The organism is Virgibacillus ndiopensis, assembly GCF_900187325.1.
GTDB classification, from domain to species: domain Bacteria; phylum Bacillota; class Bacilli; order Bacillales; family Amphibacillaceae; genus Virgibacillus_E; species Virgibacillus_E ndiopensis.
Genome location: NZ_FZMZ01000004.1, coordinates 121,947 through 136,989, shown reverse-complemented (window position 1 = coordinate 136,989; position 15,043 = coordinate 121,947). Strand labels below are relative to the sequence as shown.

Here is a 15,043-nt window from a genome sequence, read left to right as displayed (position 1 = left end):
TAGGGGGAAATAATATGGCAATTACAAAGGTTCCATGTGTTTTAATGAGAGGCGGTACAAGTAAGGGATTAGTTATAAATAAAAAACACCTACCAGAAAGAGAAGAGGATCGTAATAAGTCAGTACTTAGAATTTACGGAAGCCCAGATATTAGGCAAATTGATGGAATAGGTGGGGGAGATCCATTAACAAGCAAAGTTGCATTAATTGAGGAATCAGAGAGTGAGAATGTCGACATTGTTTACACATTTGGACAAGTTAGCCTTTCAGAAGAGGAAATAGATTTTAAACCAACATGCGGAAATATGTCGGCAGCAGTGGGCCTATATGCTGTGGAAGAAGGATTTTGCAAAATAAAAGAACCTTATACAGTCGTAAGAATATTTAATACAAATACAAACAAAATGATAGAAGTGGAGGTTCCAACAACTAGTGATGGAGCCGTATATGAAGGGAATTATTCTATTGATGGAGTACCTGGAACAGCCCCTAGAATAAATGTGAATTTTTTAGACTCGGGTGGATCCATTACTGGAAAAATACTACCTACAGGAAATGTAAAAGACACTGTAAATCTTCGGTCAGGAGAGAAATATGATGTTTCCGTGGTTGATTCTGCAAATACACTTATCTTTGTAACTGCCGATCAACTGAACATTAAAGGAACTGAAATTGGTGAAGAATTTAATCAAAATCCATTTCTTGATATCTTAGAGGAAATAAGGGTTAGTATCGGGGTTCAAATCGGTTTAATTGAAGATGCGTCTATAGCAGGACCTACTTCTCATGCCCTACCTAAAATTGCAGTTGTTTCCAAACCAAATAGTTACGTGAGTAGTACAGGTGAGATTATTGATGAAGAGGATATTGATATTACAGGAAGATACATTGCTATGGGTTCTCTTCACCAGGCTTTTGCGGTAAGTGGGGCGATTGCTATTGCAACAGCGTGTCAAATACCAGGGACAGTTGTAGAAGATATCCTTTCAAACGATAAAAAGGGGCCCATAAAAATAGGGCACCCAGCAGGTATTATTGAAGTAGAAGCAAGTGTTGAACATATAGAGGGTGAATACGTCGTTAGTCGTGCTGCTATCGGTAGAACAGCAAGAAGACTTATGGAAGGTAGCAGTGTTTTCTCTTCTAGTCTTTTTATAGAAAAACAGGAACTTACATCATAAGAAAAACAATAAAGCTGGTCGATGACCAGCTTTATTGTTTTATTCCGTAAAAGTCTTTCATAAAGGTTACAAAGGCATGAATGATATTTAATTCTAATAGTTCCTTCCGGTGTAGGAGCCATGTCTTTCTTAATATTTTTTGATCATTTTCTTCTAAATCAATTGTAAACAAATTATCTTCATCCTTTAATGAGATACTAGGGAAAATTGCATACCCAATTCCTTTTTTCACTAATTCTTTACAAGTTTCAATTCGATCTACTTCCATTGTCACATTTGGAGGGGTAGTATAATTATTCTGCCACCATTGGTCAAAAGTGTTTTTTAAATGAAAATCTGTTTGGTACTTGATTAAGTTTAGGTTAGGTAGTTCTTCTAAATCTACTATATCCTTAGAAGCAACACATAATGTTTCTTGGTTTAAAATAAGTTGCTCTCCTGTCCAGTTGTGCTCACCCCTAAGGATAGCAATATGTACTTCTTCGCTTTGTAACTTTGTTAATATTTTGGAACTCCAACCAGTAGTGAGGTTTATTTCTACATTTGGATATTTTGAAAGAAATCCCTCTAAGAGAACAGGGAGTTGATATAATGCAAAATTACTTGATACACCGAGACGAAGAATTCCTTGAACTTCATCCTCCATGTTTCTGATTTTATCCTTTGTTTTACGTAATTCATTTACCATCTTTTGTGCGTATTCTACTAAATACAAACCTTGGGTAGTGAAAACAACACCTTTGTTACCACGATAAATAATTTTAGCTTGGAATCCCTTTTCTATTTGTTTGATCCGATATGTTAATGCCGGCTGGGAAATATACAATTTTTGTGCAGTACTAGTAATAGTACCTTCTTTATATAAAGTTAAAAGTAGCTCCCAATCTTTTTCATTCATTGAAAAAACTCCTTAAATGTGTAATGGGGTAATAGTTATTGTTTATAAATTTTTTTTATGTTAAATCATAAAAATTAACTATTTTACTTATACTAAATTCTATTTTAACCTATTTATAAGTTATTTGGAACAATGTGAAAAAAATGAAGTATAAAAATATTCAAGAGGTGTTTAAAATGACAAGTAAAAATGATTTGTATTACGATGTTGTGATAGTTGGGGCAGGAAATGCTGCGTTATGTGCTGCTATTGCATCATGTGAAAGTGGTGCAAAAGTTTTAGTGTTGGAAAAAGGACCAAAGAACAAACGTGGGGGAAATTCTTTTTTTACGGATGGAGCTATTCGCTTTGCCTTTAACGGATTAGAAGATTTAAGGGAAGTAATTCCAAAGATTACAGATGAAGAGGCAGCGAAGATTCATATGCCTCCGTACACAGTAGAGCAATATCATACAGATCTTATGAAAGCTACTGGAAATAAATCAGAGTCAGAGTTAGCAGAACACCTTGTAACGAAATCCTATGAAACGATAAAATGGATGCATGAAAATAAAGTGGATTTTGATCTCATCTATGATAATCAATCCTTTGTGAAAGATGGAATTAATCACTTCTGGGGTGGGTTACCCGTAAAAACATGGAATAGAGGAGTAGGTTTAATTGAGCAGTTAAATAATCGTGCAGAAGAATTAGGTATTGATGTATGGTACGAGTCTCCAGCTGTTAAAATTAACAAAGATGGAAATGAGATTTCTTCCATAGTAGTTAAAAAGAAGGAAAAAGAAGTAATTGTACAAACAAAAAGTGTTGTGTTAGCCTGTGGAAGTTTTGAAGCGAATAAGAAACTTCGAGCAGAAAAACTAGGGGAAATTTGGAATAATGCAATTGTAAGAGGTACGGAATTTAATACTGGCGACGGTTTATCGATGGCATTTGAAATAGGTGCACAACCATTTGGAGAATGGAATGGCTGTCATTCTATTGGAACAGATGCTAACGCTCCAATAGTTGGTGATTTTACAAAACCAGGTGATATATTCAAGAAACATTCTTACCCACTAGGAATTATGATTAATAAGGAAGGAAATCGTTTTGTTGACGAAGGGGCCGACTTTAGAAACTTTACTTATGCAAAATATGGGCGTGAAGTATTAAAGCAACCGGGGCACATCGCTTATCAAATTTATGACTCCCAAGTAAGACCAATGCTTCGTGATGAGTATGATAAAGAAGAAGCTACTTGTTATAAGGCAGAATCAATTGAAGAATTAGTTGCACAGTTAGATGTTAATAGGGAACAATTTTTACAAACAATCGAAGCGTATAATAACGCTGTTCAAAAAGGTGATTATAAACCAGCAGAAAAGGATAACAAAGGAACTGAAGGAATTACACCACCTAAATCTAATTGGGCATTAAAAATTGAAAAAGGTCCTTTCTATGCTTTCCCTGTTACTTGTGGAATTACATTCTGTTTCGGTGGTCTCAAAGCAAATAAAAAAGGAGAAGTACTAAATAATAATGATGAACCAATTAATGGGTTGTATGCTGCTGGAGAAATGATCGGTGGTATCTTCTATGGCAACTATCCAGGTGGATCTGGATTAATGTCTGGAGCGGTATTTGGAAGGACAGCTGGAACATCAGCAGGAAGATATGTAAAAGCTCAATTAAATTTGAACTAGTTATTCATTGTTTACTTTATTTATTTTTAAATCAGATAAAATGAATCATCTCTTACATTTACCTTTCTAATCTTTAAATTAGGTTAGAAGGGTATTTTAATGGAGAAGTTCGGTTATAGAATATTTACTTAGCTTTATTTGAAAAAGATAAAATATTTAAAATCCCCTAAAAAAATAAAACAACTATTGTAAATCGCTTTCAATTAATGTATACTTTCACTAAATCGATTTAGTAAACCGTTTTAGTAAGGTGATTATATGTCAAATAAGATTACGATTGCGGATGTTGCAAAACAAGCTGGAGTATCTAAAAGTACTGTATCTCAATACTTGAATAACCGTTTTGAGTATATGGGTGAAGAAACTCGTTCAAGAATTAAAAAAGCTATATCAGATTTAGAATACCAACCTAATGTGGTTGCAAGAAGTTTGAAGAAAAAAAGCACATCAACAATTGGGGTTATCGTGGCGAATATATTACACGCATTTTCTACCCAAGTTATTAGATCTATTGAAAATGTATGTAATGAAAATGGTATTTCAACAATTATTTGTAATGCCGATGATAACCCGGAAAAAGAGAAAAAATATATAGAAACACTTTTAGCAAAGCAAGTAGACGGGTTAATAGTTGTACCGATTAGTGGTAATTCCGATACTTATGAAAAATTGTTAAAACAGGATTTCCCAATTGTTTTTTTAGACCGTTTAGTTGAAGGACTGAATACGGATACGGTTCTTTTGAATAATGAAAAGGCTTCTGAATTAGCGGTTAATCATTTACTAGAAAATGGCTATGAAAAAATTGCTATAGTTACTACATCCTTAATCGATAATGTTACTCCTAGGGTTGAACGAATAAATGGATATATAAACGCTTTAGAGGCAAATAAAATTTCTGTTCGTTCTGATTACATTAAAGGGATGGAACTTTCTAAGATACGTCAGGGACTAAATGAACTCTTTTCATTAGATGAAAAACCTGATGCTATAGTTTCTGGGAATGACTTAGCGTTAATGGAAATACTGAAATATTCATTTGAACACCAAATTAGAATTGGCAAAGATATGGGATTAATTACGATTGATGAAGTTTCATTTGGTCCAATCCATTCACCTCCGCTAACTACCATTGCACAGCCTACATTTGAAATGGGGAAAGAAGTGGCTACTATTCTATTAAATAAAATTAAAGACAAAAAATCGAAACAAGAACCAGCTGTACATCGATACGAACCAAGGTTAATCATTCGTAATTCAACAAAGAAAGGGGTGTAGGTCATGAATGATGTTATAACAATTGGTGATGCCATGATAACCTTTGATCCCGACACAAATGGACCTTTACGTTTTGTTAATTCTTTTAGACGCAAAGTTGGGGGAGCAGAATTCAATGTAGCAATTGGCTGTGCACGCTTAGGATTAAAGACAGGATGGATTAGTAGATTGGGTGACGATGAATTTGGTAGATATATTTATAATTTTGCACGTGGAGAAGGTATTGATGTAAGCGAAGTTAAACTGATGCCGGGTTATCCAACATCTATAAATTTTAAGGAAATAAATGGTGATGGTTCATCCAATACATTTTATTATCGACACAAATCACCTACGTTAACTTTGAATGCGGATACATTAAGTGAAGCGTTTTTTAGACAAGCAAAACTATTACATATTACTGGAGTATATCCAGCGGTTAATAGCAAGAATATTGAAACTATTGATAAAGCTATTCAGTTGGCAAAAAGAAATAATTTAAAAATTGCAATGGATCCTAATATACGTTTGAAACTTTGGAATGAGGATAAAGCTCGAACGACATTGTTGAGATGGATGGCAGATGTTGATTATTTATTGGCAGGGATAGAAGAAGCAAAATTATTATTTGGAACAACTGATATAAACAAATTAGTTGAAAAGGCAAAGGAATATTCTGTTTCCCACCTATTTATTAAACAAGGCGAAAACGGTGCAATGCTGTGGACAGATGATAATTTGTATCGACAGCCTCCAGAAAGGGACATTAATGCTTTGGACACTGTTGGTGCCGGTGATGGATTCGATGCGGGTGCTCTATATGGAATATTAAATAATTGGGCTCCTGAGAGGATATTAAAATTTGCAAATATTATAGGTTCGATGGTCGTTGGAGTGTTTGGGGATAATGAGGGATTACCTTACTTAAAAGATGCGTTAAATAGATTAGAGGATAAGAAGGTTATTGAAAGGTAGGGTTCTAATATGATTCAGGTAGCTCTCGACCGAATGAGTAGACAGGAATGTTTCAATATTGTATCTGAAATCTATCATTATATTGATTATATAGAAATTGGGACAGGTGTGATCAAACAATACGGCATGCCTATCGTTCAAGAGATGAAAGAACGATATCCTGAAAAAAGGATTCTAGCAGATATGAAGACATGTGATGCTGGGAAACACGAGACACTCCAGGCATTTGAAGCAGGCGCTGATGCCACAACAGTAATGGCTTTTTCAGCGAATAAAACCATTGAGGATGCCTTACAAATCGCCGAAGAGCTTAAAAAACAAGTTGTAGTAGATTTATTGGGTGTTACATCGAGGGATCGGATAGTACAGCTTGAGAAATTAGGCGTTACATCGGTATCTATGCATATTGGTAAAGATATGCAGGCGAATACATCATCATTGGATTATCTAGATGATTTTCGGGATATATTAAAGGAATTTAATATATTTGTTGCTGGGGGAATTAATCCAGACCGTGTCAAACTTTTTTCAATGCTTCATCCAGACATCTATATTGTTGGAAGCTATATTACAGGTTCATCAAATCCTGCAGAAGCTGCTAAGAAAATTCAGGAGGTGATTTGAATCTATGAAGAGAGTTCATTTGGAAATACTTGAAGAATTAAAAGAAGTAGCTGAACAACTAGATGATTCGCAAATAAAATCTTCAATGGTTACCCTTAGTAAGGCAAACAGGATATTTGTTGCTGGAGAAGGTCGCTCTGGCCTAATGGGGAAAGCGTTTGCAATGCGATTAATGCATGCTGGGTATCATGTTTTTGTCAAAGGTGAGACAGTTACCCCCAGTATTCAAGAGGGTGACGTTCTTGTAGCGATAAGTGGCTCTGGAAGTACAACATCGATTTTACTAACGGCGGAACAAGCGGCAAAAGTTGGAGCAAAGATATTACTAGTTACAACTAATGAGAACTCGGTCATTGGTGAAACAGCTCATGAAGTTATTAGAGTACCTGCTGCAACAAAAAGTAGACAACCCGTAGAAACAGCAACTATGCAACCGATGGGTAATCAATTTGATCAAAGTGTCCATATCTTACTAGATGCAATTGTTATTTCATTAATACAAGGTCGAGATAACATTAATGATTATATGAAGGAACAGCATGCAAACCTTGACTAGAAAGGAAGATATAAATGTCAGATGTAATTGTACAAAAAAACGAACTAAAATCACTAGTTAAAAACAAGTTAACAGAAGTGAATGTAAGTGAGGAACATGCAGCTATAGTAGCGGATGTACTGGTACATGCAGATTTAAGAGGTGTACATTCTCACGGTGTTTTAAGAACAGAGCATTATGTTAAGCGTATGAATGAAGGTGGAATGAATCCAAATCCACAATTTAAAGTAGAGAATAGAGGTAAAACTGCAGCATTATTTGACGGTGATAATGGTATGGGCCATGTGATTATGAAAAAAGCAATGGATAAAGCAATTGGATTAGCAAAAGAAAATGGAATTGGTATGGTAGGAATCGTCAATAGCAGTCATTGCGGTGCATTGTCCTATTTTGCTGAACAAGCTGCTAAAGAAGAAGTTGTGAGCATGGTCATGACACATACGGACAGTGCGGTAGTCCCATTCGGTGGATCAAAGCCATACTTTGGTACAAATCCGATAGCTTATGGTTTTCCTGCAAAAAATCACAAGCCAATCGTATTGGATATGGCAACAAGTAATGTAGCACTTGGAAAAGTTCTGCATGCAAGGGAAACAGGAAAATCAATACCAGATAATTGGGGTGTCGATGCTAATGGGAATCCAGTTACAGATCCTAATTTAGTTAAAAACCTTTTGCCTATTGGCGGCCCAAAAGGGTATGGATTAGCCTTGACAGTTGATGTTCTGTCTGGAATATTGACTGGATCCGCATTTGGGACAAATATCGCTACAATGTATGGTGACTATAGAAATTATCGACGGCTAGGACATATGATCTTAACTGTAGATCCAGGGCTGTTTATTGATAAAGAACAATTCCTAAATAATGTTGATCAAATGATTGACGAACTACATGAGTTAGAACCTGCAACAGGATTTAATTCAGTAATGGTACCAGGTGAACCAGAGCAGGTGAAGGAAGAAGATCGTTTGAAGAGTGGTATACCTGTACCAAAAAGCATACACGAGTATTTAATTTCATAGGCAACATGTCCATTTTTACTAAGTAAAGGGGGAATCTCAGTAATTTTACTTATAGTCTTCAAGTGAATATCGAGTTTAAAACTTTACAATTAGGAGGAAAATTTTATGAAAAAGATAGTTGGTTTACTTATAGGAGTATCACTTATTTTTGTACTAGCAGCGTGTGGTAAAGATGAATCAGCAAGTGGAAGTGATGGAGAAACGATTACTTGGAAAATGGGTCATTTATCAAATGAAGACCACCAATGGCACAAAACTGCTGAGAAATTTGCTGAATTAGTTAGTGAAAAAACAAATGGTAAATTGGAAATCGAAATTTATCCTAACGAACAATTGGGTAGTGAAACGGAAGTATTGAATAGTATTGAGGCAGGAACTGTAGACATGACTATCTCTGGTGAAACAATGCAAAACTGGGCACCCGAAGCGGCTCTTATGGCGGTACCATATGCATTTAAGAACGAAGAACATGTCAAGAAAGTAATAGAAGGTGAAATTGGTAAAGAAATTGAAAGCGCAATCAAGGATAAGGTAGGTGTAACGCCCCTTTATTATCATTTACGTGCACCACGTAATTTGACATCAAATAAACCAATTAAATCACCTGCTGATTTAGAAGGATTTAAAATGCGTGTCCCTAATGTTCCATTATTTATGGATGCATGGGAAAAGGCGGGAGCTAGTCCACAGGTAATGGCTTTTAGTGAAGTGTTTACCGGCTTACAACAAAGTGTCATTGATGGTCAAGAGAACCCGGTTGATTTGATCCATAGTGGTAGCCTATTTGAAGTACAAGATTATGTGAATAAAACGGAGCATGTACGTAGCTGGATATATGTTGTAGTAGGAAATGAACAATTAAATTCCTTAAATGAAGACATGCAAGCTGCAGTTAAAGAAGCTGCAAAAGAGGCTCAAAAATTTGGTATGGATCTTTATGAAAAAGAAACAGAAGGTTATGAACAAAAGTTAAAAGATGAAGGCATGGAATTTGTTGAGGTTGATCAGGAAGCCTTTGCAAAGGCGATGAAACCTGCTGTTGAAAATAGTCTTTCAGAAGAGCAGTTAGAATTATACAAAAAAATTCTAAGTGCAGCTGAATAACAATAATGGGGGCATCTTTTAGTAGATGTTATCCCCTTATCTTTTTTTAAGAGGTGAAACATCTTGAAAGCGATAAAAATTTTAACTAGGATACTAGAGTTTTTAACAATTCTAACATTTTCGGCGCTTATTATAGTGGTACTAATTCAGATCACTGGGAGATATACACCGTTATCTTTTGTATGGACAGAGGAATTAACAAGGTATTTGTTTGTTTACTCTATTGCTTTTGGAGCACCAGTTGCAATGGAGAGAAGAGGATACATTAGAGTGGATCTATTAGTTGATTTCTTACCTAAAAAGTTTAAAAAATATTATGAAGCATTTATTTATCTAGTATTAGGTGTGTTTTCGGGAATGCTAGTAACTTATGCATATGATTTTTCATTACTTGGAGAGGGACAAACCTCTGCAACAATTGAAGTAGAAATGTTTTATATTTATCTTAGTATGGTTATTACTCTTGTGCTTTTAGCAGTATACAGCTTTGTAAATATTTATCACATTCTAGTGGGAAGTGCAACAGAAGAGAAGGAAGCAGGTGTTGAGGTATGATGGCACTAGTTTTATTTCTATCGTTTTTAATTATGATATTTATTGGTGTGCCTATAGCATTTAGCTTAGGATTATCATCATGTATTTATCTTCTCTTAGGTGATATCTCATTAACAATTATTCCACAAAAGATGTTTGAAGGAATTAACTCATTTACACTTCTTTGTATTCCTGGTTTTATCTTGGCAGGAAATCTAATGAATGCAGGGGGGATTACAAAGAGAATAATAGATTTCACGAATAATATAGTAGGGCATATTCGTGGCGGTCTAGGATTAGCTAACGTTGGAGCATCAATGGGTTTTGCAGGGATTTCAGGCACAGCACTTGCAGATACGGCTAGTATTGGTTCGGTATTAATTCCTGCTATGAAGAAAAAGGGGTATGATGCATCTTTTTCGGTAGCTGTAACATCTTCATCATCAACTATCGGTCCTATTATTCCACCATCGTTACCTATGATTATTTTAGGCACTTTAGCAACTGTTTCCATAGGTGATTTATTTATCGCAGGTGTTATTCCTGGGATATTACTTGGTGTTGGGTTGATGATTGTCACGTATATAATTTCTGTAAAACGCAAATATCCTCGTGAGGCGAGTCAGAGTATATCAGTCATATTTAAATCGTTTTGGGGTGCTTTTTGGGCCTTATTGATGACTGTAGTAATTTTGTTTGGGATATTAAGTGGATTCTTTACACCTACTGAAGCAGCGGTAATAGCGGTTGTTTATGCATTAGTTGTCGGATTATTTATATACAGAGACTTAAAAGTAAGGGAAATACCCAAAATAATTTTGGATTCAGTGGTAGATGCAGCAGGAATAATGATTCTCGTTGGATTTGCAAATTTATTTGGTTGGATTTTAGTTAGTGAACAAATACCTCAGCTTATTGCGGATGTAATTATGTCTATATCAGAGAATCCAATTATCATTATTCTTTTGATTAACCTATTACTACTTTTTGTCGGTATGTTCATGGAAACTATTGCAGCTATTGTTATTTTGTTTCCAGTTCTTTTACCTATTGCAACTCAAATAGGAATGGATCCAGTTCATTTTGGCGTCATGATGGTACTTAACTTAATGATTGGGCTTTCTACACCTCCAGTTGGGGTATGTTTATTTGTAGCATCAAGTATCGGTAAAATTCCAATCGGCCGAGCCTCAGTAGCTTTGTTACCGTTTCTTGCTGTTAGTTTAATAGTTTTGATGCTGGTTGCGTTTATCCCAGAGATAACATTATTTTTACCAAGTTTATTTGATTAATTTAATTGGGGGGAGTAATTGTGAAAGCAATACAAGTAACACAGCCTCATGATTTACATGTGGTTGAAGTGAAAAATCCAACGTTAAGTAATGCTAATGAAGTTAAAATTCGTATGAAAGCAATGGGAATCTGTGGTTCAGATATGCATATTCTTCATGGACAAAATCCTTTCGTTAGCTATCCACGTATTATTGGACACGAGGTAGCTGGAGAAATCATTGAGATGGGCGAGTCGGTATCAGGATTGAAGGTTGGAGATAAAGTGGTAATTGAGCCAATGACGGCTTGTGGTGAATGTTATGCTTGTAGACATGGAAGACCAAATATATGTGAAAAAGTAGAAGTTTACGGTGTCCATAGAGATGGTGGCGGATGTGAAGTAAAAGTGATGCCGGAAAATCTTGTGCATCGTGTTGATTCATCACTTGACTGGTCTGAAATAGCCTTGATCGAACCTTTTACAATTGGGGCACAAGCGACATATCGTGGGCAAATTCAAAAAGATGATATGGTTTATATTATTGGTGCTGGCCCAATTGGATTATGCTGTTTGAAAATGGCCTTGAATGCTGGTGCAAAAGTGGCGATTTCAGACTTTAACCAAGAAAGATTAGAATTTGCTCAAAGGTGGGGAGCAGATTTAACAATAAATCCAAAAGAAAAAGATGTCAGTAAAGAATTATCTCATTGGACTAATAGAATGGGTGCAAACGTTGTAATTGATGCTGTTGGAACACCAACAACAGTTGAACAAGCAATTGATGTTACATCTGTTGCTGCAAGAGTAGTTTTGCTAGGGTTTCATGTAGAAATATCTCGGATTGCACAAGTTAATATTACAAAAAAAGAATTGACGATATGCGGTTCAAGATTGCAGACACATCGTTTTCCTAAGGTTGTTGAATTATTCAATTCTAAAAACTTTGATGTAAAAGACTTGGTTAGTCATGAGTTTTCTTTAAATGATACCGAAGAAGCGTTTGAATTAATGGAAGAAATGCCATCAGAGGTACGTAAAGTGATCATAAAGCTCTAAGAGGTGAAATTATGAGAATAACTAGAATTAAGCCAACAACTGTTACGGTGCCTTTAGAATCCCCGCTTAGGCATAGCAATGGAGTGCATTGGGGAAGATTTGTCCGCACGATAATTGAAGTGGAAACCAACGAAGGTATTACCGGAGTAGGTGAAATGGGCGGTGGAGGAGAAAGTGCTGAACTGGCTTTTAAGCAGCTTGAGAGTTATTTAATTGGCCATGACCCATTTAATACTGAAGAATTAAAATGGAAAATAAGTAATCCTACTGCATCACTTTACAATAATCGTACACAACTTTTAGCTGCAATTGAGTTTGCGTGTTTGGATATTATGGGTAAGAAGTTGGGTGTACCAGTTTATCAACTTTTAGGTGGAAAAATGCGCGATGAAGTTGAATTTGCTAGTTATTTATTTTTCCGTTATCCGAACAAAAATGGTGAGAATGAAGTACGAACGAAGGAACAGTTATTGAATCATGTTCAGGAGTTAAAAGATGATTACGGATTTCGGTCTCATAAGTTAAAAGGTGGGGTGTTTCATCCAGATTACGAATGTGAACTTTTTCAAGCAATAGGTGAGAAGTATTCTAGTGACCAATTCCGCTATGATCCAAATTGTATTCTAAGTGTTGAGCAAAGTGTAAAGTTCGCTAAAAAGACTGAGTGGATGAATAACGATTATTTGGAAGATCCAACTTGGGGATTAAATGGAATGCGTCGGGTTCGTGAAAAAATAGCACAATCGTTAGCAACAAACACTGTTGTAGTTAATTTTGAACAGCTTGCGGAGAATATTAAGAATCCGTCAGTAGACGTTATTTTACTAGATACAACATTTTGGGGCGGTATCAGACAATGTATAAAGGCTGCAGATATTTGTAATACATTTCAGCTTGGAACAGCAGTCCATTCTTCAGGAGAATTAGGTGTGCAATTAGCTACAATGTTACATCTGGGCGCAGTATTACCAAGTATGCCATTTGCCATTGACGCTCACTATCACCATTTAAAAGACGATGTAATAAAAGGTGGAAAAATGAAATATCAAGATGGAAAAATACAAATTCCCGATAAACCAGGACTGGGCGTTGAACTTGATTATGATAAGTTACAGGAATATGCGGAACTTTATCAAGAGTTAGGTGGGTATCCGTACGATCGTGATCCAAAAAGGCCAGATTGGTTCCCTACCTTACCAAATACAAACGATAAATGGGCAGATCCTATAAAAGCATATTAGTTGTGAGGAGGTAAAATGATGAATGAAATGTTTAATCTAAAAGGAAAATTGGCAGTAGTTATTGGGGGAACAAGCACACTAGGTTCTTCCATGGCGTTAGGATTGGCACAAAGTGGTGCGGATATAATTTTAACTGGAAGAAACGAAAAAAAAGCAAACTCAATTATAGATGAAATTAAACAACATGATGTTCAGGTGAGCTTTTTAAAAACAGATGTAAAACAATTAGATTCTATTAAAGAAACTGCTGATATTATTGATAGAGATTACGGTGGTTGGGATGTTTTATTAAATACTGCAGGTGTAAATAGCCAAACACCATTCTTTGATATTAAAGAAGACGAGTGGAACAACATAATGGATGTTAATTTGAAAGCAGTCATGTTTACGTGCCAAGAATTTGCGCGCCGAAACAAAGAAAGGAATCGTGGTGGCAGCATTATAAATATTTCATCTGTTTCATCTATTACGCCACTCACTAAAGTAGTAACATACTCAGCGTCCAAGGCAGCAATTAATAGTATTACTGAATTTATGGCCCAGGAATTGGCACCTTTTCATATCAGAGTAAATGCAATCATTCCAGGGTTTTTCCCAGCAGAACAAAATCGTAAAATCCTCACGGAAGACCGTGTTAAATCAATTATGGATCATACCCCTATGAAACGTTTCGGGGATCCAGAAGAATTGCAAGGTGCAGTTATTTGGTTGGCTTCAGAAAAAGCAGCTGGATTTGTTACTGGATCTATGGTAACGGTTGATGGTGGCTTTGGAGCAACTAAAATCTAGTGGGAAGTGAGTTCAGTGCAAATGTCTAATTTACAACAAATCAAGGAATCAAAAATTGTGGCTGTTGTTCGTGCAGATTCGAGCAAAGAGGCAATTGAGTTTTCGGAAGCGTGTATTCGTGGTGGAATAACTAGTATTGAATTAACATATACAATTCCACATGTTGAGGAAGCTATTGTAACATTGTCTAAACGTTTTCCTGAAATTTTAATTGGAGCTGGAACGGTATTGGATGCGACTACAGCAAAGCTGGCAATGCAAGCAGGGGCAAAATTTATCGTAAGTCCTGGTTTTGATAAAGACACTGCTTTATTGTGCAATCTATACCAAACACCTTATCTTCCAGGATGCATGACTGTGACAGATATGATGACCGCTCTTTCGAATGGTTGTCAAATGATTAAATTGTTTCCTGGTGGTTTATTTGGTCCAAAAGCAATTAAGCAATTTAAAGCACCATTACCACAACTTTCGATAATGCCAACAGGTGGCGTAGATTTGGATAATGTTGAGGAATGGTTTAATTATGGAGCTGAGGCTGTAGGAGTTGGAAGCTCTTTGTTAAAGGGAAATTTAGATGAGATTGAAAAAAGGGTAAGAGAGTTTCTTTTGAGGGTAAAAGGGTAAAAAGCTAGAAATAAATCCGAATCTTGCATATAGCTGAAACGCCTTGAAGGATAATGGCATCACACCGTTTACTGGCCCCATGAAAAAGTAGATTTTATTGGGAAATGTGTTGGGGTTATCGAGGGTTCAGTAGGCTATCGATGGGTTTGAGATAAACTACATGATGGAAATAAAGCCTATACTAAGTACACGCGGATTTTTCTGGTTACAGGCATAAT

The 15,043-nt window shown here is 35.9% G+C and carries 15 protein-coding genes; 14 read left to right on the top strand and 1 reads right to left on the bottom strand.

Going from position 1 to position 15,043, the window contains the following annotated elements:
* Positions 1 to 14 precede the first annotated feature (14 nt).
* Positions 15 to 1,181, top strand: coding sequence for a 2-methylaconitate cis-trans isomerase PrpF family protein (locus tag CS937_RS02875; RefSeq protein WP_099156981.1), 1,167 nt, complete (start codon positions 15 to 17; stop codon positions 1,179 to 1,181).
* Between the two features lie 31 nt (positions 1,182 to 1,212).
* Here CS937_RS02875 and CS937_RS02870 read toward each other — a convergent pair whose 3' ends face one another.
* A complete protein-coding gene (locus tag CS937_RS02870; protein ID WP_099156980.1) occupies positions 1,213 to 2,079 on the bottom strand; it encodes a LysR family transcriptional regulator in 867 nt (288 codons plus the stop codon).
* 176 nt (positions 2,080 to 2,255) lie between these two features.
* Between CS937_RS02870 and tcuA the strand changes: the two genes are divergently transcribed.
* The 13 genes from tcuA to CS937_RS02805 all read left to right on the top strand — a co-directional run bounded on the left by tcuA (position 2,256) and on the right by CS937_RS02805 (position 14,825).
* A complete protein-coding gene (gene tcuA / locus CS937_RS02865; RefSeq protein ID WP_099156979.1) occupies positions 2,256 to 3,764 on the top strand; it encodes an FAD-dependent tricarballylate dehydrogenase TcuA in 1,509 nt (502 codons plus the stop codon).
* 258 nt (positions 3,765 to 4,022) lie between these two features.
* Entirely contained in the window at positions 4,023 to 5,042 is a 1,020-nt protein-coding gene (locus tag CS937_RS02860) for a LacI family DNA-binding transcriptional regulator (RefSeq protein WP_099156978.1), read from the top strand.
* Between the two features lie 3 nt (positions 5,043 to 5,045).
* The gene (locus CS937_RS02855) at positions 5,046 to 5,996 is read left to right on the top strand and encodes a sugar kinase (RefSeq protein WP_099156977.1); all 951 of its coding nucleotides are present in this window, start codon (positions 5,046 to 5,048) and stop codon (positions 5,994 to 5,996) included.
* A gap of 9 nt (positions 5,997 to 6,005) precedes the next feature.
* On the top strand, positions 6,006 to 6,620 hold the full coding sequence (gene hxlA / locus CS937_RS02850) for a 3-hexulose-6-phosphate synthase (protein ID WP_099156976.1): 615 nt from the start codon (positions 6,006 to 6,008) through the stop codon (positions 6,618 to 6,620).
* Positions 6,621 to 6,624: 4 nt separating this feature from the next.
* A complete protein-coding gene (gene hxlB / locus CS937_RS02845; RefSeq protein ID WP_099156975.1) occupies positions 6,625 to 7,176 on the top strand; it encodes a 6-phospho-3-hexuloisomerase in 552 nt (183 codons plus the stop codon).
* 14 nt (positions 7,177 to 7,190) lie between these two features.
* A complete protein-coding gene (allD, locus tag CS937_RS02840; protein WP_099156974.1) occupies positions 7,191 to 8,201 on the top strand; it encodes an ureidoglycolate dehydrogenase in 1,011 nt (336 codons plus the stop codon).
* A 105-nt stretch (positions 8,202 to 8,306) separates the two neighbouring features.
* Positions 8,307 to 9,305, top strand: a complete 999-nt coding sequence (locus CS937_RS02835; protein ID WP_099156973.1) for a TRAP transporter substrate-binding protein — start codon at positions 8,307 to 8,309, stop codon at positions 9,303 to 9,305.
* A 63-nt stretch (positions 9,306 to 9,368) separates the two neighbouring features.
* Entirely contained in the window at positions 9,369 to 9,860 is a 492-nt protein-coding gene (locus CS937_RS02830; protein WP_176555723.1) for a TRAP transporter small permease, read from the top strand.
* Entirely contained in the window at positions 9,857 to 11,131 is a 1,275-nt protein-coding gene (locus CS937_RS02825; protein ID WP_099156971.1) for a TRAP transporter large permease, read from the top strand. Before CS937_RS02830 ends, CS937_RS02825 begins: the two co-directional genes overlap by 4 nt.
* A 20-nt stretch (positions 11,132 to 11,151) precedes the next feature.
* The gene (locus tag CS937_RS02820; protein ID WP_099156970.1) at positions 11,152 to 12,168 is read left to right on the top strand and encodes a zinc-binding alcohol dehydrogenase family protein; all 1,017 of its coding nucleotides are present in this window, start codon (positions 11,152 to 11,154) and stop codon (positions 12,166 to 12,168) included.
* An 11-nt stretch (positions 12,169 to 12,179) separates the two neighbouring features.
* Complete coding sequence (locus CS937_RS02815; RefSeq protein ID WP_099156969.1) at positions 12,180 to 13,409, top strand: enolase C-terminal domain-like protein; 1,230 nt, start codon at positions 12,180 to 12,182, stop codon at positions 13,407 to 13,409.
* An 18-nt stretch (positions 13,410 to 13,427) separates the two neighbouring features.
* Positions 13,428 to 14,198: an SDR family oxidoreductase gene (locus CS937_RS02810; RefSeq protein WP_099156968.1), complete on the top strand. Its 771-nt coding sequence runs from the start codon at positions 13,428 to 13,430 to the stop codon at positions 14,196 to 14,198.
* A gap of 21 nt (positions 14,199 to 14,219) precedes the next feature.
* A complete protein-coding gene (locus tag CS937_RS02805; protein ID WP_099157760.1) occupies positions 14,220 to 14,825 on the top strand; it encodes a bifunctional 2-keto-4-hydroxyglutarate aldolase/2-keto-3-deoxy-6-phosphogluconate aldolase in 606 nt (201 codons plus the stop codon).
* Positions 14,826 to 15,043: the final 218 nt, after the last annotated feature.

What these genes read in the sequence shown, in the direction of transcription:
- CS937_RS02870 (WP_099156980.1), bottom strand. Translation starts at nt 2,079, where the DNA reads ATGAATGAAAAAGATTGGGAGCTACTTTTAACTTTATATAAAGAAGGT.
- CS937_RS02875 (WP_099156981.1), top strand. Translation starts at nt 15, where the DNA reads ATGGCAATTACAAAGGTTCCATGTGTTTTAATGAGAGGCGGTACAAGT.
- CS937_RS02860 (WP_099156978.1), top strand. Translation starts at nt 4,023, where the DNA reads ATGTCAAATAAGATTACGATTGCGGATGTTGCAAAACAAGCTGGAGTA.
- CS937_RS02815 (WP_099156969.1), top strand. Translation starts at nt 12,180, where the DNA reads ATGAGAATAACTAGAATTAAGCCAACAACTGTTACGGTGCCTTTAGAA.
- hxlA (WP_099156976.1), top strand. Translation starts at nt 6,006, where the DNA reads ATGATTCAGGTAGCTCTCGACCGAATGAGTAGACAGGAATGTTTCAAT.
- tcuA (WP_099156979.1), top strand. Translation starts at nt 2,256, where the DNA reads ATGACAAGTAAAAATGATTTGTATTACGATGTTGTGATAGTTGGGGCA.
- CS937_RS02805 (WP_099157760.1), top strand. Translation starts at nt 14,220, where the DNA reads ATGTCTAATTTACAACAAATCAAGGAATCAAAAATTGTGGCTGTTGTT.
- CS937_RS02835 (WP_099156973.1), top strand. Translation starts at nt 8,307, where the DNA reads ATGAAAAAGATAGTTGGTTTACTTATAGGAGTATCACTTATTTTTGTA.
- CS937_RS02855 (WP_099156977.1), top strand. Translation starts at nt 5,046, where the DNA reads ATGAATGATGTTATAACAATTGGTGATGCCATGATAACCTTTGATCCC.
- CS937_RS02810 (WP_099156968.1), top strand. Translation starts at nt 13,428, where the DNA reads ATGAATGAAATGTTTAATCTAAAAGGAAAATTGGCAGTAGTTATTGGG.
- allD (WP_099156974.1), top strand. Translation starts at nt 7,191, where the DNA reads ATGTCAGATGTAATTGTACAAAAAAACGAACTAAAATCACTAGTTAAA.
- CS937_RS02825 (WP_099156971.1), top strand. Translation starts at nt 9,857, where the DNA reads ATGATGGCACTAGTTTTATTTCTATCGTTTTTAATTATGATATTTATT.
- hxlB (WP_099156975.1), top strand. Translation starts at nt 6,625, where the DNA reads ATGAAGAGAGTTCATTTGGAAATACTTGAAGAATTAAAAGAAGTAGCT.